The 24,052-nt window shown below is 37.3% G+C and carries 16 protein-coding genes; 12 read left to right on the top strand and 4 right to left on the bottom strand.

The window, feature by feature from the left end; all coding sequences use genetic code 11:
* Positions 1–116 precede the first annotated feature (116 nt).
* Positions 117–2,873, top strand: a complete 2,757-nt coding sequence (gene ppc / locus QDN89_RS08315; protein WP_280769648.1) for a phosphoenolpyruvate carboxylase — start codon at positions 117–119, stop codon at positions 2,871–2,873.
* A gap of 238 nt (positions 2,874–3,111) precedes the next feature.
* Positions 3,112–3,609, top strand: a complete 498-nt coding sequence (locus QDN89_RS08310) for a hypothetical protein (RefSeq protein ID WP_280769647.1) — start codon at positions 3,112–3,114, stop codon at positions 3,607–3,609.
* Positions 3,610–3,764: 155 nt separating this feature from the next.
* Here QDN89_RS08310 and QDN89_RS08305 read toward each other — a convergent pair whose 3' ends face one another.
* Positions 3,765–3,893 carry a hypothetical protein gene (locus QDN89_RS08305; RefSeq protein ID WP_280769646.1) on the bottom strand — a complete coding sequence of 43 codons (129 nt, stop codon included), beginning with the start codon at positions 3,891–3,893 and terminating at the stop codon, positions 3,765–3,767.
* An 87-nt stretch (positions 3,894–3,980) separates the two neighbouring features.
* Here QDN89_RS08305 and QDN89_RS08300 point away from each other — a divergent pair, with 87 nt between their 5' ends.
* The 5 genes from QDN89_RS08300 to QDN89_RS08280 all read left to right on the top strand — a co-directional run bounded on the left by QDN89_RS08300 (position 3,981) and on the right by QDN89_RS08280 (position 15,868).
* Complete coding sequence (locus QDN89_RS08300; protein WP_280769645.1) at positions 3,981–4,859, top strand: helix-turn-helix domain-containing protein; 879 nt, start codon at positions 3,981–3,983, stop codon at positions 4,857–4,859.
* Between the two features lie 409 nt (positions 4,860–5,268).
* A complete protein-coding gene (locus tag QDN89_RS08295; RefSeq protein WP_280769644.1) occupies positions 5,269–6,267 on the top strand; it encodes a BMP family ABC transporter substrate-binding protein in 999 nt (332 codons plus the stop codon).
* A 24-nt stretch (positions 6,268–6,291) separates the two neighbouring features.
* Positions 6,292–8,109 carry a sensor histidine kinase gene (locus QDN89_RS08290; RefSeq protein WP_280769643.1) on the top strand — a complete coding sequence of 606 codons (1,818 nt, stop codon included), beginning with the start codon at positions 6,292–6,294 and terminating at the stop codon, positions 8,107–8,109.
* Between the two features lie 758 nt (positions 8,110–8,867).
* Positions 8,868–10,907 (top strand): bifunctional metallophosphatase/5'-nucleotidase, encoded by a 2,040-nt coding sequence (locus tag QDN89_RS08285; protein ID WP_280769642.1) that lies wholly within the window; start codon positions 8,868–8,870, stop codon positions 10,905–10,907.
* 350 nt (positions 10,908–11,257) lie between these two features.
* Positions 11,258–15,868: a DUF6359 domain-containing protein gene (locus QDN89_RS08280; protein ID WP_280769641.1), complete on the top strand. Its 4,611-nt coding sequence runs from the start codon at positions 11,258–11,260 to the stop codon at positions 15,866–15,868.
* A 229-nt stretch (positions 15,869–16,097) separates the two neighbouring features.
* Here QDN89_RS08280 and QDN89_RS08275 read toward each other — a convergent pair whose 3' ends face one another.
* Positions 16,098–16,343 (bottom strand): amino acid decarboxylase, encoded by a 246-nt coding sequence (locus QDN89_RS08275; RefSeq protein WP_280769640.1) that lies wholly within the window; start codon positions 16,341–16,343, stop codon positions 16,098–16,100.
* A gap of 177 nt (positions 16,344–16,520) precedes the next feature.
* Between QDN89_RS08275 and QDN89_RS08270 the strand changes: the two genes are divergently transcribed.
* Positions 16,521–17,261: a sulfite exporter TauE/SafE family protein gene (locus QDN89_RS08270; RefSeq protein ID WP_280769639.1), complete on the top strand. Its 741-nt coding sequence runs from the start codon at positions 16,521–16,523 to the stop codon at positions 17,259–17,261.
* Between the two features lie 139 nt (positions 17,262–17,400).
* Positions 17,401–17,691, top strand: a complete 291-nt coding sequence (locus QDN89_RS08265; protein WP_280769638.1) for a hypothetical protein — start codon at positions 17,401–17,403, stop codon at positions 17,689–17,691.
* A gap of 138 nt (positions 17,692–17,829) precedes the next feature.
* Here QDN89_RS08265 and QDN89_RS08260 read toward each other — a convergent pair whose 3' ends face one another.
* Complete coding sequence (locus QDN89_RS08260; protein ID WP_280769637.1) at positions 17,830–19,158, bottom strand: Na+/H+ antiporter NhaC family protein; 1,329 nt, start codon at positions 19,156–19,158, stop codon at positions 17,830–17,832.
* A gap of 143 nt (positions 19,159–19,301) precedes the next feature.
* Between QDN89_RS08260 and QDN89_RS08255 the strand changes: the two genes are divergently transcribed.
* Complete coding sequence (locus QDN89_RS08255; RefSeq protein ID WP_280769636.1) at positions 19,302–19,796, top strand: VanZ family protein; 495 nt, start codon at positions 19,302–19,304, stop codon at positions 19,794–19,796.
* 121 nt (positions 19,797–19,917) lie between these two features.
* Positions 19,918–20,790, top strand: coding sequence for an SGNH/GDSL hydrolase family protein (locus tag QDN89_RS08250; protein ID WP_280769635.1), 873 nt, complete (start codon positions 19,918–19,920; stop codon positions 20,788–20,790).
* 127 nt (positions 20,791–20,917) lie between these two features.
* On the opposite strand, the gene QDN89_RS08245 is transcribed toward QDN89_RS08250, so the two are convergent.
* On the bottom strand, positions 20,918–21,199 hold the full coding sequence (locus QDN89_RS08245) for a hypothetical protein (RefSeq protein ID WP_280769634.1): 282 nt from the start codon (positions 21,197–21,199) through the stop codon (positions 20,918–20,920).
* A 269-nt stretch (positions 21,200–21,468) separates the two neighbouring features.
* On the opposite strand from QDN89_RS08245, the gene QDN89_RS08240 reads away from it, so the two are divergent.
* Positions 21,469–23,520, top strand: coding sequence for a penicillin-binding transpeptidase domain-containing protein (locus tag QDN89_RS08240; RefSeq protein WP_280769633.1), 2,052 nt, complete (start codon positions 21,469–21,471; stop codon positions 23,518–23,520).
* Positions 23,521–24,052 lie beyond the last annotated feature (532 nt).

Genomic DNA, 24,052 nt, shown 5'->3' with positions numbered 1-24,052 from the left:
GAAAGTATGACTAACTGAGACAAGGCTGATGATAAAAAAAGAAGCCGTTTAGGTTTCAAATCGACTTACATAAAAGCGTAGGAAGAAATCCTAAGCTTTGATTGGAGGATTAAAACATGATTGAAACACAAGATGCGAACGCACAGTTACGAACAGATGTGAAGAAGCTAGGTACTATTTTAGGAGAAGTGCTTGTAGAGCACGGGGGCGAAGACCTCTTTAATAAAGTAGAAGAAATTCGAGAAACGACAAAAGGACTTCGTGTTGATTTTAAAACTGAATCCTATGAGAAACTAAAAGAAATGATTAGTGGTTTGGAGTCTCCTCAGCGGCAAGATGTCATTCGAGCTTTCTCTACGTATTTTCATCTCGTTAATATCGCTGAACAAAACCACCGGATTCGTCGTTCACGTCAATATCGATTAAAAGAAGATGGACAAGTACAACCGATCTCAATCGAAAGTGCTGTTCAATCGGTGAAAAACGATCAACACTCAGATGAAGTGATTCAGACGATCCTTGATGATTTGTCAATTGAGTTGATTATGACTGCTCACCCAACAGAAGCTACGAAACGAACGGTACTTGAAATTCAAAAGCGTATTTCACAAATTCTTCAAGCACTAGATAATCCTCTTATTACCAAAAAAGAGCGTAAAAACTATGAAGAAAGTTTGGCAAATGAAGTAACAGCCCTTTGGCAAACAGATGAACTGCGTTATCGAAAGCCAACCGTCATTGATGAAGTGAAAAATGGACTTTACTATTTTGATCAAACTCTTTTTGATGTATTACCAGCTGTTCACCAAGAACTAGAAGAGCAACTAGATGACTATTATCCTGGTCATCAATGGAAAGTTCCTAACTTTTTGCACTTCGGTTCATGGATTGGCGGAGACCGGGACGGAAATCCATTTGTTACGCCAGATGTGACATGGGAGACATTAAAGTTACAACGAGAACTAGCATTGAAAAAATATGAGGAGTCTATCGTTGATTTAATGCGTCGTTTTAGCCAATCAACGGAAAGAGTGACGATTGACAAAGGACTAATTGCATCTGTCGAAGAAGACGAAAAGGCATATTTGAAAAAAAGTGACATGTGGCCGATTAAATCAGAAGTGTATCGAAGAAAATTTGCCGTCATTTTGAAGCGAATTCGCCAAGTTGGTAAATCAAAAACAGGGTACAATGATTCAGAGGAAATGCTAAACGACCTCCAAATGATTAAAAGCAGTGCAGAACAGCATCAAAAAGAAGGTCAAAAGCTGAAAAAGTTAGCGAAGATGACTCGGCAAGTAGAGTTATTTGGCTTCCATTTAGCGACTCTTGATGTGAGAAACCATAGTGGAGAACATGAAACAGCAATAGCTGAAATTCTTAAAGTAGTAAATATCTCTGAAGACTATAGCCAATTATCTGAAAAGAAGAAACTAGACGTATTGCAAAAAGTCCTTCGCGACCCACGCCCATTGATGTTGTTGAATGAAGATTATTCAAAAGAGACACAGGAGATTTTTGATGTGTTCCGGATGATCAAAAATGCACACGATGAGTTTGGAACTCGCTCGATTGAAGTATATTTAGTGAGCATGACGCAATCCTCTAGTGACTTATTGGAAGTGCTAGTTTTGGCAAAGGAAGCGGGGATTTATCGTCTTCACGCAGATGGCACGGTGGAAAGTGGTCTCCACGTAGCACCGTTATTAGAAACCGTAGACGATTTAATTGCAGGACCAAAAATTATGAAAACATTGTTTGACATGGAAGTTTACCGTCACCATATTAAAGAGCGAGGCGATCATCAAGAAATCATGCTTGGATATTCTGATGGCAGTAAAGATGGTGGAACACTAACAGCAAACTGGAAGTTATTTAAGGCGCAGCAAGAAATTCATGATACTGCGAGAGATTATAACATCGGTCTTAAGTTTTTCCACGGGCGCGGGGGCTCCCTTGGACGTGGAGGTGGACCACTTAATAGAAGTATCGTTTCTCAACCAGCCGAAACGTTGGGGGATGGTGTGAAAATCACTGAGCAAGGAGAAGTATTATCCTCAAGATACTTGCTTGAAGATATTGCTTTCCGTAATTTAGAGCAGGCAGCTTCTGCACTACTTGAATCTTCATCGAAAGTTCACAGTGAATCGGTGAAAGTAACGGGATTAAAGAATAAGTGGGAAGAAGCCATGGAGGAAATTTCAGAGAAATCGCTGAAAAAATATCAGTCTCTTGTATTCGGAGACGAAGATTTCTTGACGTATTTCAAACAAACGACTCCATTAAACGAACTGCGTGAATTGAATATTGGATCACGTCCAATGAGTCGTAAAAACAGTGAAGCATTTGAGGATTTACGGGCGATTCCATGGGTGTTCGCTTGGACCCAGTGTCGTCAAAATTTACCTGCTTGGTATGCTGCAGGCTCAGGGTTAGCTGCTTATGCTTCAAAAAGTGAAGAACATTTAGAAACGCTTCGTGAAATGTATGAAGTTTGGCCGTTCTTTGAATCAACGATCAATAATTTGCAAATGGCTTTAATGAAAGCTGATTTGCAAACAGCAAAAGAATATGTCGATTTAGTTGAGGATAAGAAGATTGGGGAACGTATCTTTGCAGATATTACAGAGGAATATGATCGCACAAAAGATGTTCTATTAAAAATATCTAAAAGTGAAGAACTTCTTGATCATACTCCAAACATTCGTGAGTCTGTTCACCGTCGAAATCCATATGTCGATCCGTTAAATTATTTACAAGTGGATCTCATTCAAAAAATGCGTGAGGCAGAAGGTAAAAAATCGGATGAACTTCTTACGGAAGTGCTGTTGACAATTAGTGGTGTTGCTGCCGGACTTGTTAACACAGGTTGATGGTTGAAAAATAAGGTGTATTTTAATAGGTAGAAACACACATAAAAAGTCCTGAGAGAAATAATCTCTTAGGACTTTTTTTCTTTTATGTCATTATTCCTATACGTATAGTTATTGTGTTAATTCTATTTAAATCGAATAAACCGACTCTCTTCTGCGATATGTCCATTTAACAGAATTTTCACTCTATTTTTAAAAAAGGTATCATGGAATTAATCTAAAAAAGGGGGTTTTATTAATGGTCAAGAGGCTGTCGGTATTCGTTGGGGTTTTGTTGGTGTCTTTGTTCGTATTCAGTTCTGTTGCTCATAGTCAAGGTTTACAACAAAGTGGCACTAGCAACTCTCTTAATCTGTTATCTGGCAGTGGGAGAAACGGTGAGGTTATGACTGTCAAGAATTCGGAATCCTTTCAGTCATCTGGTGCTTTTCAAGCGCCAAAAGAATCATTACACATGACGCCTGTTGAAGACCGTTACGTCGAAGTGATGGAAGTAAATCATCACGTGCCCATTCATCCTCTTCCGTTACGAATAACTTATCTTGAAAAGTACCCAGTATCTGTAGACCCTTATGGACAAGGACAAATGATTCGACAACTCGATCAAACGATATTCGCCCTTCTAAAAGAATTAAATGTCGTTGGGTTAATTGTCCTCTTTTTCATCATTCGAGTTACGTATACTAAGTTGTTCCGAGACTATCGTTCACAGAAACCATTTCGTTTTCCTTTTTAACTATCATCAATTTAACCACTCTTCAATTAAATCAAATTGAAAATATGTGGTAATAAATGGTATATTAATATTGGGGGAACAATAAAAAAAAGCATGAAGGAGACCAAAGCTCTCCTCTCATAATAAGAGAGCTTTGGTTTTGGGAATACAATTGATTACCCTTGATCTGGAACGCTGTGTTGATTTGGTAAGTCTCTAGCTGCGAACTGCTGATCTCCGCTAAAAGAGACAATACCACCTAGAAACATTGCGACAATGCCCATCGCTAAAAGGTACTTTTTCACTTAAACACCCCCTTTAATTAATATCCTTTAAAGCATCATGAACTTCTTTTCAGCATGGCTTATTAAATGATTAGGAGGTAAATTGTGATGAATGATCGGTTAATAGGCGAAAACATTAAGATGTTACGAGAAAAAGCAGGTATGTCGCAAACGGAATTAGCCGAAAGTATCTGCACTCAGGCACAAATTAGCCGAATCGAAAAGGGAGAGGTTATACCACTAAGTACAACACTTTATAATATTTCAAGAAAACTAGAAATCGATATGAACGAATTTTTCAATATGGCTAATTATCGTAGATTTGATTATATTGATACTGTAAAAAGCGAAATTCGAAAAGCAATTCGTGACAAAGAGTATGAAGCGGTTTATGAAATGGTAAAGTCCGAACAAAAAAATGGTGTTTTTGCATCTGTTGAGCATGAACAATTTCTCTTGTGGCACGAAGGAGTTGCAATTTATTATTTGAAACAAGATTTTGACCGATCGATTGAATTATTAATGAAAGCATTGTATCGAACTCGCCAAAAAACAAATTCACTTTATTCTAGTACGGAAATTGAGATTATGAATAGTATTGGAATAATTTTTAATGAAAAAGGTGAACTTGAGCTATCTGTTCAATATTATGAACAAGCGCTGGAAGAAATGCATAAAATTCAAAAGAAAATGGATCTGACAAAAATCAGACTGTATTATGGACTTACTAAATCATTGACCTCATTAGGCAGATACAGAGAGTCGTTTGCTTATTGTAAAAAAGGAATTTCGTTATGTATTTATTTAGAAAGTTTTTATTTGTTAGGAGAATTGCATTTTCAAGCGGGAATTAATTGTTTTCATTTAAGACAGTTCAAACGTTCCATGACGCATCTTAATAAATCATTATTATTATTTGATATTATGGATAAACACGACTATGTAGAAATTATTAAAGAAAATATGAACGAGTACTTTCCAGTATAGGAGTATATCAGATTATGGTGTAGTCTAAAATTAAATTAATATTATCGACTATCTTTCGATAATGAGCTATTATTCAAATACTTCTCAAGGTCGTTTTAGAATACTATAAAAAGGACTTTGCTTTCATGATAATAAGTCATTCTAAATACACTAGAAAAAACCATATTCTTGATTATATTCGGGAAGAAGTATAGACCTAAGAAAGGTTTTTCGTTAAGATACAAGTAGAAAAGCTGTCTTTTGTATAAAAAGATAGCTTTTTAGTTGGTGAAAACAAATTGGATTGTGGTTCTTATAGGTAGAGAAGATCTTACAAAAGGTATGAGATATTTGGATCGATAGTTATCAAGTAGGTATGTTACTGTTTTGTAGCCCAAATGTTTTGTTTATCCAAATAGGAGATGGTGTGATGCAAGCGGTTGAACAACAATCTAAAAAAATATTAATCTTCTCTATATTAGTTGCATTTTTACTTATTTTAACCATGCTGTATCAATCCAGAAGTATTTTACTAGTAGAAGAAGAGGATAAGGAAGAAATAACAAAAGTAGGAATCTTGACAACTGATCAAATTATCGATCAAAGTTGGGGTAGCCTTGCTTATAAGGGCCAATTAAAAATTGAGGAAGAGTTTTCTGTACATACGACGTTAAAAAGTGAGTTAAGAAAAACAGATTCCATGGAACAAGCGACCATAGAAATGATAGATGAAGAAATGGATTTGATTATTGGTCATGGACGTGAGTTTTCAAATACATTTACGAGATTAGCTGAAAACCATCCTCATATCATGTTTGTAACGATTCATGGAACGGCTGTTTTTGAAAATCAAGCAGTATATACGTTTGATCAAGGGGAAATAGAATATTTCGCTGCATTGGCTGCAACATTAAAAACGGAATCACAGAAAATCGGCATCATTGATGCTGATAATGAAAGAGACAAATACCCACAATTTGAAGAAGGTCTTCAATACTATGATTCAGAAATAACATCATATTATGACATTATACCTGACCGGAATGACGGAGATAGAGCTTTGGAAATAATGGAAGAAATGATAGAAAATGACGTTGATGTGGTTTATTCGAAAGGAAATGCTTTTAATCGGCACATTATTGAGCGTGCAAAAATGGAAGATATTTATGTCATAGGTTATATCGATGACCAATCATACATGGCGAGAGATCATGTGTTGACTAGTGTGATTAATGATGTTCCGCGAATTTATTCGGTAATAATGAATGATTACTTTAGCGAAGAAGGAATTTCTAGTGGCGAGAGGATGCTAACAGAAAAAGATGGGATTTATAGACTATCACCATTAGGTCCAATGTTTACAGCGGACGAAAGAGAATACATACATGATGAAATTAATAAATATGATCAAGGTGAGATTTCGTTTTAGCGTCCTACCGGAAGGAGAAGGATAATGAAAGGCTTTTTTACTAACATGACGTTTCGAAGCAAGATATTATCCGTCCTTCTATTGACGACCATTTTGTTTACTAGTTTTTCGTTTGTTTTTATTCATTCGATGGATGAAATGAATCAAGTCAGTGATGATTTAAGCAATCGAAATATTCCAGAACTTATTTGGCTTACTCATTGGCAAGAAAATCTTCAAGTCAAAGAACATCTTGTTGAAACGGCAATAATGACAGATTTTTGTTGTGAGTTTATAGAACAATATGAAGAATATCAAGCTGAGATGGATGAGAAGTTATTACAGGATTTCGGTACCATCCCGACGGAACTTGAGAATACAAAGAGGGACATCGATCGTTTGGACTTTATGATTACAAATGAGATACGAGGATTGATATCGTTTGGGAATGAAGAATATGCATCTTTGATGATCGAAGAAGATTATCTTCCGAACTTAGAGTCTTTGCGAAGTGATATTGATGGAAAAAAGCAAGAGGTGCTTGCGTCGCTTGATGATCATTCAACTAGACTAACGACGATTATTGAAGAGTCATTATGGCTATTATTGTTAGTGACATCAGTGGCAATCTTATTAGCGATTGTGGCATCTTATCGAATTAGTAAAGATTTAACGAAACCCGTTGAAATAATAGAAACAAAAATAGGGAAAATTGCTAAAGGACAATATGGATTAACAATTAAAGAAGCACATCAAGTGGAGTTAAAGTCCTTAACCCGATCGATCAATGAGATGTCTTCACGGTTAAAAGAGTCATTTGAACTGATCATGGATGACAAAGTTTATCGGGAACAAATATTAAATTCTTTACCAATTGGAATTGTCACCTCTGATGAAAAAAGAGGGGATATTGTCTTGAATGATGCAGCAAAAGACCTAATCGGCGAACATGAAAGTCAAATGGAATCTTTCGTAGGAAATCCTTATGAAAGAGATAATAAAGATTTTTGGTATGCTTTTTCATCAAAGGAAATTTTTCAAAATGTTAAAATGCCATTTGAAACAAATGGTGAGATTCGGTATTTACTCGTTTCCCAGTCGCAATTAATTGGGAGAGAAAAAGAAATAATCGGGAAAGTGTTTTATTTTGTTGATATTACAGAAACAGAACAATTAGAGAAAAAGATACAACAGACAGAAAAACTTGCGTTCGTTGGAGAACTTTCGGCAGGGGCAGCTCATGAAATTCGTAATCCTCTAACAGTGATTGATGGATTTCTGACGTTAATGAATCAATCATTAACGAATAATCAAAAAGAGAAGTTTCGTATTCAATTGTTATTAAAGGAATTAGCTCGAATCAATTCCATCATTGAAGAAATGCTTTTGTTAACGAAACCTAGTGCCCCGAAAATGAAACCAACATCTTTAAGGGAGATTATCAATGATATAGTCCCACTAATCCAACATGCCGCCGGTAATGAGCAAGTGAACTTCGATATGCACTTGGACTCCATTTCAATGTTTGTAGATAGTGAACAAATGAAGCAAGTATTACACAATTTAATTCGAAACAGCATTGAAGCAATGGAGGGGAAGGGTACAATTTATATTTCTTCGAAAATAAAAGGAGAAATGTGTCAAATCTTTGTTAGGGATAACGGTCCAGGTATACCAGAGAAAATGAAAGCACAGTTGTTTCATCCATTTTTAACTTCAAAAGAAAGTGGAACTGGACTTGGATTAACGATTGCCCAACGGATACTTGATAACCATGAAGGTAAAATAGAACTATTTTCCTCAAGTAAACAAGGGACATGTTTCTTAATTGAAGTTCCTCTCGCATTAATAGACAAAGAATGACTTTAAATACTAAACAGTGGCGAAATGATCGTCACTGTTTTTGTTTTGTTGATGTTCGTGAAATTGTTCTTTTGTAAGGGTGAATTTATCCAAAAGTAATGATGTATGTGAAAATTAAATGAAGTAAGTTGAAAATAAGATGAATTTTCCATTTTTTTCAGGTGTAGGACTATATAGGTAATATTCAGTATTTGTCGATTTTCTATTAATAGTATGAGACTTTACGCTTACTAAAAATCTATTTATAGAACACTCTACAGTTAATTTTTTAAGTTAGAACTCCTTTTAATCACTTATTATTAATTTGAAGAAATAGAAAAAGATTATCTTAATGAAGTCTCATAGAATTAAGTTTAAAAATCGATAGATTAAAAATATAAAGTTAACACGCATTTATTTTCCTTTTAATCCCATAAAAAGAAGCTATTTTACTTATGTTTTATAAAAAGTACATTTCGTTGTATCTATTATTTCTATAAAAACAAGATAAATTTAATACTATTTCTATTATTAAAACTTAATAATTCAATTTTTGAATAAATTTAAATCGAGTGTTAAAAGTATTTTATAGAAATGTGATGGTAGATAGTACACATATCCTATGAGCATGTACATGAAGTGATCAGACGTCTGATTTGAAAGGGTTTACATGTTTTACTCGCAAAGATTATACTTTATTAGTTGCTACTTCTCTTTTATTCAAGTAGTAGGTAACGATTCATAATTTTACCACTTATTTTAAGGGAGGAAATCGTATTATGAAATATCGTTCGAAAATGAATCGCAAGTTTATTGTTGCAACGATGTCTGTCGCTCTTATCGTCTCATCATTTGCCCCAATGGCCAGTGCAAATCCTGGTAATGGAAATGGCAATGGTAATGGACAAGCTACGAGTGAAGAAAGAGGTAACAATGGAAACAACTCTCAGGGGCCAAAAAGAGCCATTGAAGATGTAGAGATCCTTGATTCTACCAGCTTTAAGATCGATTTTGATAAGACATATCCAAAAGGATTGGATATTAACCGAATGATTGATGTGGAAGTCGAGTTAGAGGATGAAACAGTTGTTCCTGAATTAACGAACTACGAGGTGTCGTCAGATGACCGATCACATGTAATAGTTGAACACGGGAACGATGATCTTGATGGATTAGTAGGAACATTATCGATTAATAATTTTGAAGTCCCATTTGATTACGTTGAAGATGCAGAGGAAACATTTGAGTTATCTGTTCTACACACGAATGATCTTCATGGACGAGTGAACATGTATCCACAATTAATAACAACTGCAAACGAAGCACGTGAAACGCGTCCTGATGCTCTCTTATTAGAAGCGGGGGATATATTTTCTGGAACATTATACTTTAATGAATTCCGAGGTCAAGCAGCTTTAGAGTTCATGAACTTAATGGACTATGATGCCTTTGTTTTTGGAAATCATGAATTTGACCTAGGCGATCCGGAGGAAGGGCATCCAGATTTAGTTAAATTCGTTGAAAATGCAAACTTCCCATTTTTAGGGGCAAATATGGATTTTTCTGGTCATCCAGAGTTTGATGCTCTTACAAGTAATAAAGATGGTATCACCTACGAAGCAGAAGGTGGAATGATTTACGACGGGATCGTTAAAGAAGTTAACGGAGAAGAAGTTGGTATTTTTGGTATTAATACCGAAGATACTGCGGACATTTCCAGCCCGATTAATGTGACTTTCTCTGACTTCGCAGATGCTTCAGCTCAAATGGTTGAGCAGTTTGAAGATGCTGGAGTAAATAAGATTATCGCGTTAACACACCTTGGTTTTGACAGCGATCCAAGTGTTGGGAATGACCTTCGCTTAGCTGCAGAAGTTGAAGGAATTGATATTATCGTAGGTGGACATAGCCACGATGCGCTTCATGATCCTGTCGCTGTAACTGAAAACGAAGCAGGAGAAGAGATGGAGCCAACAGTGATTGTACAAGCAAACGAGTACGGAAATTATATTGGGACGTTGGACGTTACGTTTGATTCAGAAGGCGTATTGATTGATTGGGAAGGAGAACTTCTCGATGCAAGGGATAGAGAAGCAGACCCATATGCCGCAGAGTTATTAGAGCCTTATACAGAAGCAATTGAAAAGGTTCAAAACGAACCGGCAGGCTTTACATTAAATGAAGAGCTTCCTAACCCACGTTTAGGAGATGGCTCTGATGTCAGTGTTCGTGCAAATGAAACAAAGTTAGGGAACCTTATCGCTGATGGTTTTCTAAGAGCTGGTAAACGTGCAAATAGTGACACCGTAATTTCCTTCCAAAATGGTGGTGGAATTCGTGCAGCTCTTCCAGCAGGAGACGTGACTGTTGGTGAATTAATTACGGTTCAACCGTTTGGAAATCGATTGACCCTTCTTGAATTGTCGGGGGCAGAAATTATCGAAGCACTTGAACTGAGTGTGAAAGACGTTCCAGGAGAGAATGGTGGTTTCTTACACGTTTCAGGAATGAAATTTACGTTTGACAGTAGTCAACCTGCTGGAGAACGTGTTCAGACTGTCGAAGTGAAACAAGGAGAAGAGTACGTAGCGCTTGAGATGGATGAGATGTATGTAACGGCAATGAATAACTTCACAGCAACTGGTGGAGATGGTTACAGTGTGTTCGGCGAAGCTTATGATGAAGGCCGAGGTACGATTGTTGGTGACACGGATTGGGAGATTTTACGTAACCATGCGCTAAAATTGGTTGAGGAAGTTGGAGAAGTAAAACCTGAAATTGAAGGGCGAATTATTGACGTTAATAGTAGCGATGAGTAAGAAGTCTGTTTTATAGACTTATAGCTTATTAGTGCAAGTTTAAGGAAAAGTGCGAGACTCCTTCAGGAAAGCAAAATTAAAAGAGGTTTTTCCTGAGGGGGCTCGTGAACTGTTCCAAAAAGGGAGTGAAAGTCTTCCTACAAAACTAGACATCACTTTAATAAAATAAATTTTCAAATTATTCAAAAATATGGTAAGTTTGAAGGAATAAAATACATACAAATGAGTGTAATAGAAATCGTCTTTACACTCATTTGTTTTGTATATGACAACAGAATATCATGTTAATACTGGTTAGTTCTTTGTCGAAAAGGTAGTAATCTAGGTTACTTAAGGGAGGAAATCATTTTATGAAGTATCGATCAAAGATGTATCGCAAGTTTATTGCTGCAACGATGACTGTCGCTCTTATCACCTCATCATTTGCTCCAATGGTCAGTGCAAATCCTGGTAATGGTAATGGTAATGGACAAGCTACGAGTGAAGAAAGAGGTAACAACGGAAACAACTCTCAGGGGCCAAAAAGAGCCATTGAAGATGTAGAGATCCTTGATTCTACCAGCTTTATGATCGATTTTGATAAGACCTATCCAAAGGGATTAGATATTAATCGAATAATTGATGTGGAAGTGGAGTTAGAGGATGAAACAGTTGTTGTTCCTGAACTAACGGACTACATGGTGTCGTCGGATGACCGATCTCATGTGACAGTGGAACACGTGAATGATGATCTCGATGGATTATCAGGCACATTATCGATTAATGATTTTGAAATTGATTTTGATTATGGTACTGACGAAGAGTATGGTTACTACGAAGGTCAATCGATTTTAGATATAAGAGAAACTGATTTTGGAACGACACAAACATTTTATGGAACGGTGACTGCTCACTTTGAAGCAGGTGGTCAAACAAACATGTATGTTCAAGATGATACCGCAGCCATTTTAGTTCGCGGTGCTGGTTTAGGGAGCCAATACAACTTAGGTGATAAAGTTCAATTCACAGGAGAACATAACCATTTTAGAGATATGAAACAAATATTAGTATCTGACTCTGAAATCGTTGAAAAAAACCACGGTCAAATTGAGCCAAAGGTGGTCGATTCAACATTTTTTGAAAAGGATGCTGATGAGATTGAAGCTCAATTAATTGAAATGAAAGATGTGACGGTGAGAGATAATTTTGATTTTGATGATTTTAATGCAGATGATGCTGCAGGTGACTTTTTAGTTTATGGTGCATATGCAGATGTTCAAGAAAATACGGAATATGACTCCATCTTTGGAGTAGTAAACTATCATTTCTATGAAAACAAATTGATGCCAAGAGATAACGATGACCTCGTTGAAGATGCATCTGTTGTTCAGTCACCTAGAGCTAACTACGAATCTGGAGCTATTGCTTCCGGTAGTGAAGTGACGTTATCTTCAGGTACAGAAGGTGCAGATATTTATTATACGATAAATGGAGAAGACCCTACAGCAGAGGACATGCTGTATGATGGTCCAATTACAATTACTGAAGAAACAACACTTAAAGCGATAGCGATGAAAGATGGATTAGAAAATAGTGATATTCGCGAATATCAGTACACACTACTTCCAGAAGCAGGAGAATTAGAAATCTATGATATCCAAGGAGCTTCTCACACTTCTCCTTATGAAGGACAAGTTGTTCGTGGAGTGCCTGGTATTGTGACACATACTGAAAATAACGGATTTTACTTCCAAAGTGCAGAGTCCGATGGCGATGTAAACACATCTGAAGGGATGTATGTTTATAGCAGAAGTCATGAAGCAAGTGTTGGTGATGAAGTTCTTGTTGATGGTAAAGTGGTCGAGTATGAAGAGGCTGGGTTCCATGACTTTAGCTCTGACCCTAACAATGATCTTCGAACAACTCAAATGGAAGCAAGTAATATACAAATTGAATCTTCAGGAAACGATCTACCAGATGCCATTGTTGTAGGTGTTGATCGAGAGATTCCAGAGGTTTTGCTTGCAGATCCTGAAAACTATGATATTAACGATCCAGAAGATTTCGATGCAGAAGCAAATGCACTTGATTTTTACGAAAGTTTAGAAGGAATGCTCATTGAAATTCCAGGTCAAGTAACGGTTACTGGCCCACAAAAATACGATGAACTTACAGTTATATCAGAAGAGTGGGGACTTGAAAATAGAACAGAGTCTGGTTCTGTTTATGTGGAGGAAAATGAGCAAGGAGAAAATTACTCCGAATTTAATACTGAAGTGATGTTTGTTGTCGCACCGAGAGGCACGATTGCAAAAACAGGAGATTATTTTGAGGAATCTATCGTTGGTGTTGTAGGTTATGACTTTAGTAACTTTAAAATTCAGCCGGTAGGTGATGGACTACCAGACTTACAAGATGGTGGTTTAGAGCGTAGAGACGAGACAACCATTGAGTTTGAAGATGATAAGCTTACTGTTGCTACTTATAACGTGGAAAACTTCCATCCTGATGCTAATCCTGAGAGAATTCGTAGATTAGCTAATTCGATGGCGAATGAACTGAATTCTCCTGACATCATTACTCTCGTTGAGGTGATGGATAATTACGGAGAAGATGTTGGTCCAGATACAGATGCAAGTGCAAGTTATCAGACATTAATTGATGCGATTGAAGAAAAATCAGGTGTCGAGTATGCCTTCACAGAAGTTGCGCCAATCCAAGGGAACGATGGTGGGATACCAGGAGGAAACATTCGAAATGGACACCTTTATCGTGTTGATCGAGTAGAACTTGCTGATGATTCTGTAGCACCAAATGATGAAGGTCTGACAATTGATGAACAAGGAAACTTAAGTTATGGAACAGGGTTGATCGATCCAACAAACGATGCGTTTAGGAATTCACGAAAGCCACTGCTGACTGAATTCAATTTCAAAGGTGAGTCCGTTTATGTTATCGGAAATCACTGGAATTCTAAACGTGGAGATGAAGCACCATTTGGAATCGTTCAACCGGCAGAGCAAGGAAGCCGTGAACAACGTTTAGAAATAGCAGAAGTGATTGGTGATTTCGTTGCTGAGCTAAATGAAAAAACGGAAGAAGATGCAAATGTGGTTGTTCTTGGAGACTTCAATGACTATCCTTGGTCTCCTCCTGTAGATCTCCTTCTTGAATCAGGAAATCTTTACAATGCTATTTTTGAATTGGAAAGAAGTGAACAGTACACTTACAGCTATAATGGAAGCGCGCAATCACTAGATTCTATTTTGGTTTCAGAGCATTTACAATCTGAAATAGACGTAGATGCGATGGGTATCAACTCAGAATTTATGTGGGAGCATGGACGAGCAAGTGACCACGATCCGATCATGGTTCAATTAGAAATTCCAGATATTGATCCAGATTATGAGATTGTACCAGGTCCAGAGTTAACGTTCGAAGATGACGAACTAAACTCAAATGCAACAATGGAACTTACTGTTGGGGACGATTTTGATTATCCAGAAGTAACGGCAACGGACAGTGAAGGGAATGACCTTACTGTTGAACGTGGTGGGGATGATGTTGATGCAAACACTGCAGGGACATACATTGTCGTTTACAGAGCTTCAGACGAGGAAGGTCGTTCGTCGACCCTTCGATTGACAGTGGTTGTGAAGGAAGATATTGATAGAGATAATCTTACTGTCGCACAAGCGATTGCTAATAATGACGGGGAAGGAACCGTTCAAGGCTATATTGTTGGAACGATGACCGGAAATTTTGACGGTGATTTCACTGCAACAAACTTGATGTTAGCAGATGATCCAGATGAGCGTAACATGGATAAAATTTTACCTGTTCAATTACCAAATACGTCATTAAGATCAGATATCAACTTACAAGATAATCCTGAAAATCTAGGTAAAGAGGTTCGGTTAACTGGTAATTTAGCTGCATATTTTTCTAGACCTGGATTAAGGGATACGAGTGAGTATGAGTTTGTGGAAGGCGATGACGGTGACAGCGGTAACGGAGACGGCGAAATTGATAGAGATAATTTAACTGTTGCTCAAGCAATCGCAAATAACGACGGGGAAGGAACCGTTCAAGGTTATATTGTTGGAACAATTATTTCAGGTGGTAACGGAAACTTTGACGGTGATGATGAATTCTCGCATACAAACCTGATGTTAGCAGATGATCCAGATGAACGTGAAATGGACAAGGTCTTGTATGTTCAATTGCCAAATACGTCTTTAAGAGCTGACCTAAACCTAAGAGATAATCCTGATAACCTTGGAGAAGAAGTCAGGTTAACGGGAAGTTTGGAGGCGTATTTTGGATATCCTGGATTGAGAAATACGAGTGAGTATGAGTTTGTTGAAGGCGATGGTGATAGCGATAATGGAAATGGCGATGGAGAAACTTCTGTCATGTCAATCAGTGACGCACGGGATGCTGCTGAAGGAACAGAAGTAACAGTAGAAGGTGTTGTAACAACTAACCCAGGGTCTTGGGGCGGACAAGGATTTGCTGTTCAAGATGATTCTGCTGGAATTTACGTTTTTCAAAATAATGGTGACATTTCATTAGGAGATCAAGTCAAACTTACAGGAACAAAAGGGGAATTTAATGGTGAAATCCAAATAACTGACCTAACTTCTCTAGAAGTAAAAGGGGAAGGTGAGTTGCCAGAACCAACCCTTGTTAATCTGGATGAAGTGGCGAAAAATATGGAAGGACAACTTGTTAAAGTTGAAGGCGTAGAAATAAATGAACTTGAAGAAGTAAATAACTTTGGAACATTTGAATTCAACGCAGTTGTTGATGAGGAGTCCGTTCTTATTCGAGTGGATAACCGAACAGGGCTTGATTACAACGGATTCACTTTTGAAAATGGAGATATTGTTGATGTAACAGGTATTGTTGCAGAATACCAAGGTTCGATGCAACTTAAACCTCGAATGGAAGCAGATATTTCTGCAAGTGAAGACGAGTAAAAAACGGATTTAAAAGGAATGGTTAACAATATAGCGAGTGCAGGGATAAACCCTGTACTCCTTTTGTTGTTTGTTGGAAATATATAAGGAGGCGGGGAAACTTGAACTGTGTCCAAAGGAAGAGTGTTCTGGCTAAGACGGTAAGAAGAGAGGACGTCATGTGACCGAAATAAGCATGAATTTAGCAAAGAGGACAGCCTTGTTCAGACTATCCTCACTACTTATAACATTAAATTTTTACCGTATGAAGGCAAAAATGATCAGCCTCAATTTTTTTAACAGTTACTTCGAAGCCTTGAGCTTTAATTAATTGAACAAGTGGTTCCGCTTCATGCGGAACATGTATTTCAGTTACACCTCCCTTAGGTACAGTTTTGAGATGAGCGATAATTTCATTTTTTGGGTGTTGTCCGTTATTCACCATCTCTCTTACATCGATGACGGTTTGATTATTTGATCCTTTTGTTATGTTCATGGTATGTCGTCCTCCTTTAAAGTATCTCTGTTGATATGTCCACTTTATCTGAAGAAAAAGTCGGTAGCGGTGATGAACGTCACAAAAAATGAAGGAAGATGTGAATTTTCACTTTTTCATTTTTCCTGTACAATAGAAGCTAAGTGTAAATATTTGTTCTAGGAAAGGCTAAATACTATGGTAACCGAATTGCTGATTATTTTTGTTATTTTACTTATAGGCAGTTTTATTCAAGGAGTAAGTGGATTTGGTTTTGGTTTGTTTGCCATGAGTTTTTTACCATTTCTTTTTACAATAAAAGAGAGTACACTTCTCGTTGTGGCCCTCGCATTAATTTTATCAGTAAGCATTGCGCTTCAATTGTTTCGCCATATTAAATGGAAATCGCTTATCTATCTTTTAGGCGCAGCATTTGTAGGGCGAATTGGTGCATTTTTCATTCTCGATAACTACGGAGAGTTAGATATATTAAAAGTTTTCCTTGGGATTTTTCTCATTGGTGTTGTTATTTATTTATTTACGAGCAAAGGACCTAGCGACTCGGATGCATTTACAAATCGAACGTGGCTTCCAGTACTTCTTGGTTTTGGTGGTGGTTTTGTAGGCGGGATATTTGCTGTTGGTGGACCGTTTTTTGTGTTTTATTTGATGTTAATTTTCAACAATAATAAATATGCCTACAGTGCTAATTTACAAGTAACTTTTGTATTCACTAATTTTATTACCGTATTTTTGCACGGGATAAATGGAGATTTCAGTGGTGTGTTTTTCCTTTATTTCTTAATCGGAGTGATTAGTGTTTTGGTCGGTTCACGTATAGGTATTTATTTTTTTAACCATATTTCTCAGCAAAATATAAAAAAATTAGCTGGGGTCGTTGTGGCTATTGCAGCGATTAATCTTATTCTGTTTAGTTAATCTGAGACAAAATAGTCATTGAATTCCTTTCAACACCTGTTATAATGAATTTTGATTCGATGATACATGTGGATCTTTACTGCAGAGCGAAACGAAATACGTTTTAGCTCATTAAAAGTATGGAAAGGATGAATACTCCATGTTGGATACTTTACAAACTGCTTTCACTGTTTGTGTTCAACGAAACCCTGATGATACATATACGTTTGCTGGATTAGTAAACGCTGAAGATGTTTCAGAAGGAACAGTGGTTGAATTAAATGTAAAAGAGCCATCAGGATTTTTTAGCAAAATGGTGTCTGCTTGCTTGGATGAATTTCGTTATTTTGAAATGGAGCATATCCAAATCACGAAAGAAAACTTTGCTGATTTATATTTCTTTTTACCAGATCAAAACATTATGGAAAAAGTTGAGTTTACTGAAGAATAATATCAATTATATATGTGATTCCAAACAGAGTTATCCTCTATTGGAATCACTTTTTTTATGTTTAGCCGGAAATTATATATTTTTGAGATGTGGATAAATTTTAGGGTGTCGTGCTCATAAAGGAAGGAACTCAATAGTCTAATTGCTTCTATTTGTTTTTTGTAAGTATTGACCCAATGAATAAAAGAACGTTACTAAAGGTGAAAGCAGAAGAAAAAATGCAAAAGGGAGATAGGTCAGCACAGGAATCCCAATAATCGTGCTACACAGTATCGCTAACAAACTCCATGGAACAAGCCCTGCAAAAACAACGGTTGAATCAGCGAGTGTCCTCGCTAAATCTCGTTTCGATAAATGCTTTTGCCAGTAGGGAAGAAGCGCCCGCCCAGTTAAAATAATTGGAAATGACTGATTAGGTGAAATGAGGGAGACACTTGCGGCCACTGCAATACTTTTTGATGTATTGATAGGTAAAGCTGTATTGGTTGTGAAAATCTTTTCTATGTAAGGCTGGATGAGTTTTGTATCCTCGATCATTTGAGAATAGGCTCCAACGAGTAAAATAAATAGAATAAATGGCAACATTTGCTGTAATCCATTTATCGCATCGACCCCAAATACAATGCCATGAAACCACTCATCTAAGGCTACTCCGCGAATAACTAAAATGATTAGCGCTGTAACAATACTAGCTGAGAAAGTTATTTTCATGTTTTTTCCTGCTAAGATCATCACAAGTAACACTAACGGAGGCAGTAAAGAGATGGAAATGGAAGTGAAATTAATTTCTTGTAAATGATGAGACAGTACTTCCTCCCCGGTTGTTCCCTTATCTATGAAAAGATCAAACAACAAAAATATAACTGTTGTTAGTCCGGTAGTCCATAACATCGTTGGGAATATTGCTTTAAAATGGTTTCGAACCGTCAATTCCAACGAGTGCGATAAAAGAAAAAAGGAACTAGATAAAGGGGAAGTTCTGTCGCCCACAAAGGCACCTGATACAAGTGCTCCCCCAACAATAGCTAATGGAAAACCGAGGATATCAGCGGCACCTATTAATGGAACACCAACGATACTAAGACTTCCGATAGCAGAACCAACAATAAGAGACATGATTGCGGTAACGACGAAAGTGATCGTGAAAAAGTATCCAGGGTGGATGAGAGAAAGAGATAAATCATTTAAATCTCGAATCGTCCCTGCTAAATACCATGTTGGTAGCAAAATACCAATAAATGCTAACAACCAAGCCACGTCTTTGTTTCTTTTCACCCCTGTCCATGAGGATGTACGCAGTTTTTTAATAGAAAATCCTTTTCTCAAGGAGATGACGACAAGTAAAAATAGTCCTGGACAGATCGCCAGGACGAGAGATAAATCATTTAGAATCGCTGTTATTAGAGAGCTGACAGTAACAGATATAATGAATAGTAATTCTACTAGTGTGAATGTTTTTTGTTTCATAATGATCGAACCTCCGCAAAAGGGTATGGGAGCATTTTATCATAATGACTGGAGATTCGTGTCTATATGATTTGTGCTATGATCAAAATGACATTGCATCACAATAAATTTATACATTAATTGTCAAGAAAGGAAGGTTTTCATTGCTTAAGCAAACAAAAGAATTTTTATTATTTTATTTATCACCATTCGTATTTTGGGTCGCACTTATTTATTATTCTTCCTCCCAATCGTTTGAAGATCAAACAGTTGAACCGCTATTAGCTGGTGGAAATCTTACTTGGATCTCGGATTGGTTTTCATGGGTATCTTTTTATTATGGGGATACACTTGTAAGTTTAGAAACGAGAACGACAGCTGAATTTGCAGAATTTTTTATTCGAAAAGGGGCCCATCTTGCCGTATTTGGTATATTAGCAATTTTAGCTTTTAGACTTGTATATGTTGTATATCGTTCCAATAAGACGGCAGTTATATCTTCATTAAGTTTTGTATTGTTGTATGCATCTGTTGATGAGTTCCGACAATCACTGCATCCTGGTAGGTCAGGCATGGTGGAAGATGTAATTTTAAATGTTGTTGGAGGGATAATTGCTTTACCTATCTTTATCTGGGCGAAAAAGAGGTGGAGATGCTAAATATCTGTTACTAGTCTTTTGATATAGGTCATTGTTTTTATAAATTCGTGTAATACTAGTGAAAATACCGTTTTTTTCCTGTATAATATGGTGGAGATTCTCGATGTTAAAGGAGAAAAAGATGAAAAAATACATAGTAATAAGTGTCGTTGCATTATCCATCATAGTGATTATTATTGGAAGATATCAATATGATCAAAAGCTATCAACTATCTCGTCAACTGCGCAAGAGATGCTATCAGAACAAGCAGAAAACGTTGTCGATGAAGAAGAAGTAGGGAGTTCGGAAAATAATACGGAAGATGTGGTGACGTCTAATAATGCAGAAAGTGACGAAGAAACTTCGGAATTTGATGTAGAGGCATTACTAGAAAATGTCCCGCAGCCTATCGCAGAAAAAATCGAAGAAAAGTTAACGAATGAGGAACAAGTAACGATTTTGGCATTTGGATCAAAAGCGCTGACTGATTCACAGGATGAAGGAATTGTCCCGTGGCCTGAGTTGTTTATGGACAATATCAATGAAGCATACGATACGGATTTATTCCAAGTGGAGACGATGGCAGTCGGTGATATGACATCTTTAGAAATGGTTCAACAAGGTGTGGATCAAGAAGTTGCTGATAAAAATGCAGATATATTTTTAATTGAACCGCTACTATGGAACGATAATGGTGAGGTGAGAATAGACCATTCAACCGATCACCTGTTAACATTATGGAACACAATCATGACAGAAAACGAAGAAGCAGTTGCTATTATTCAATCTTCCCAACCAGCATACGATACGGTGAATTATCCAATTCAAATGGAAGGATTACGAAACTTCGTTAATGAAAACGATCTTTTATACATTGATCATTGGAGTGATTGGCCAGACATTAGAGATATTGAATTAGTTGACTATGTTGATGAAGATCATAGAATGCCCACTCAAAGAGGACACGAACAATGGAGTGACAGCGTGATGTCGATATTTGTTAGTAATGACTAAATGATCTATCTTGCGGAAAATGACACGTGTTTTCGATCTTAAAAAAATGGTGAAGATTGATGTAAACGATTAATATTAAAAAAGAACCTAGGTTGAATTGATGATCAACCTAGGTTCTTTTTCTAACTTATGTAGTTTGAGAAGCTTTTAAAGGGGCAGGGTGCACGTGCTGTTCTTCATCCAAAAAATGAACATTATGTGCGGAATAGCCTTTAAAACAGTGTGGACACTGAAAAGGAAAAGAATTTCCTTTATTAATTGCAGCTTTTCTAATATCAGGAGAGTGAGTTCCGTATGTTTCCTGAGCTAGTTTATTCCAATTTGCAGCCCGATCAATCGTTTCACAACTTGGACACTCTACATAAGTTGCTTCTAAAATTCTCTTTTGCTTCGCACTTTTCCAAAACAACAAATCACCACCAAGTTTAAATATCTACTAACAATATAAGCTAAATGTAGACAAAAAAAACAAGTTTCAACAAATTCTGAAATAAAGACTATATAATAAATGTTTAAGTAGGTCTTTTTCATAAAAAAAACTACTAATTTGACATTCTTTTCAAATAATACCTATATGAATGTCATATGATGTGATAGGTTTGGATTAGGCATAAAGGGTAGATCTGTTATGTGGAAGTGAGACAACTATTCGAAAGTTTCAACGGGGGGTTGATCAATATGAATAGAAAGAGCTTTTTTTCTTTTCTGAGTATCACGGTAACAATGCTAGTAATTACTGCTTGTTCCAACGAGGAACCTGCACATCCTGAGGAGCCGCTCGAAGCTTATGTAAACGCTTGGAGTTCTCAGTCATTTGAGGAGATGCTTGATCAGTTAAGCGAGGAGTCGATGAATCAAATTAGCGACTTTGAATGGGATTTTCAAGAGCGGTATGAAAAAGTCTATAGTGACTTAGGTGTGGAAAATATGGAGATCACTTTTGAGTCAAGAGATTATACTGAAGAAGAAATAGATCTAGAAGAGCTAGAAGAAGTGGACTATTCTATCTTCATTGAAATGGAAACGCTTGTAGGGAAGTTAAGCTACGAGACAGATGTAAAAATGAATAAACAAGTTACGGCAGATGAAGAAGAAGAACAGGAGGAATGGGTGATTAATTGGGATCCTTCTCATTTAATGATGAGAATGCAGGAGCCTGATGATCAGATCGCCATTGAAATAGAACAACCAGAGCGGGGAGAGATTTTCGATCGTAATGGAGAACCATTAGCGATCAATGGAGAAATCTATGAAGGTGGTCTCGTCCCAGAAAGCTCCGATGATTTGGATGAAGCAGCAATAGAATTTGCAGAAGTACTTGGATTAGATGAGGAAAGAGTAATTGAACAAGCGAACCAATTTCCAGATAATCCAGATTGGTTTGCACCAATACAGAACTTATCATTAACGGATGATCGAATCGAAGATCTTCTAGAAATTCAAGGTGTTTTGCTAAATCGTGTCGATGGAAGGGAATATCCATATGGTGATATTACGGGGCATCTTGTTGGTCACATTGGTGCGATAACGGCTGATGAAATAGAAGATCGGGAAGGTGAAGGATATAACGCTACTTCAGAAATCGGGAAAAATGGAATCGAACTTCTTCTAGAAGCAGAACTTCGAGGAGAACCTGGTATTTCATTTTCTGTTCTTTCAGAAGAAGGAGAAACAAGAGATGTTATAAAAACAACAGATCCAAATCACGGAGACGACGTTACATTGACATTGGATATAGATATGCAGGAAAAAATGTCGGATGTTTTAGATGAAGACTCTGGGTCCGGTGTTGTGATTGATCCTTTGTCAGGAGAAACGTTGGTATTAGTTAGCGAACCTCAGTTTGATTCGAATTTGCGTTATTTACAATTATCCGATCCACGTGCAGAAGAGATGGATAGCACGGATATATTGTTTGAGCGAAGGTTTCAAAATGTCTATTCACCTGGTTCCATATTCAAACCCTTTACAGCTATTGCAGGAATAGAAGAAGGGACGTTAGATCCAAACGAAGAGAAACAGATAGAAGGCACCCAATGGCAACCAGATGATAGCTGGGGCGGTTATCGAGTGACGAGGGTGAATGATAGTGAATCAGATATTGATTTGGAAACAGCGATGAAACTGTCAGATAACATTTATTTTGCACAGCAAGCATTGGACTTAGGGGAAGATGCAATGGAAGAATGGGCCGATAAGTTTGGTTTTGGAGGAGAGTTTACATTTGATTTTCCTCTTAATAATTCTAGTATTGCCAATGATGGGATAGATCGAGAAATTTTGTTAGCAGACACTGGTTATGGGCAAGGGGAAGTGCAAATTTCACCAGTCCATATGAATGCGCTGTACTCGATTTTCCTTAATGAAGGATCGATGGTTCAACCAACTTTATTTATAGATGAAGAGACGGATTCAACTCTAATTGACATAGTACCTGTTGAAACATCTGATACCGTGTTAGATACTCTAATTCAAGTTGTGGAGGATTCCGATGGAACGGCATACCGAACAGAGCCTGGGCATACTCGTTCTATAGCTGGAAAGACAGGAACAGCCGAATTAAAACAAGAGCAGACGGTTGAAGATGGTGATCAGATTGGATGGTATGTTAGCTTCGATTACGAGGAACGTGATTTGTTAACAACGGTCATGGTTCAAAACGTTGAAGATAAAGGCGGAAGTGGATATGTAGTTGATTTGGCCAATGATTTTTGGGGAAGTGTAGAGTAGAAAGCGTGAATTCTCATGAGGATATATTATATAGAAAAGATTAATACAATGCTAAGCTGGCTGCGGCCAGCTTTTTTTGTTACTTAAGATTTTTTTATGGTCATAAGGGAGGGAGCCGCACATTATGTGCCCGTTGCGAGCTAATTTTGGTAAAAGACGGTCACAAGAGAGCGCGTCTTGAGCCCGTTGCGAGGTGATTTCATTAAAAGACGGTCACAAGAGAGCGCGTCTTGAGCCGGTTGCGAGTCGAGTTTGGTGAAAGACGGTCACAAGAGATCGTGTCTTGAGCCCGTTGCGAGCTGATTTCAGTAAAAGACGGTCACAAGAGAGCGCGTCTTGAGCCCGTTGCGAGGTGATTTCAGTAAAAGACGGTCACAAGAGCAGCCTGCTTGTGCCCAAGACGAGCTGATTTCAGTAAAAGACGGTCGCAAGAGCCACCGCCATGAGCCCATGATAATCTGATTTCTTTCAAAAGAAAGAACGCACGTAAAAAAACAGGTGTGCTTTAAATCTAAGCCACCTGTTTTCCTTC

Source organism: Salipaludibacillus daqingensis (assembly GCF_029891575.1).
Taxonomy (GTDB): domain Bacteria; phylum Bacillota; class Bacilli; order Bacillales; family Salisediminibacteriaceae; genus Salipaludibacillus; species Salipaludibacillus daqingensis.
Note: the sequence above shows the minus strand (reverse complement) of the source record. Positions and strands in the feature narration are given on the sequence as shown.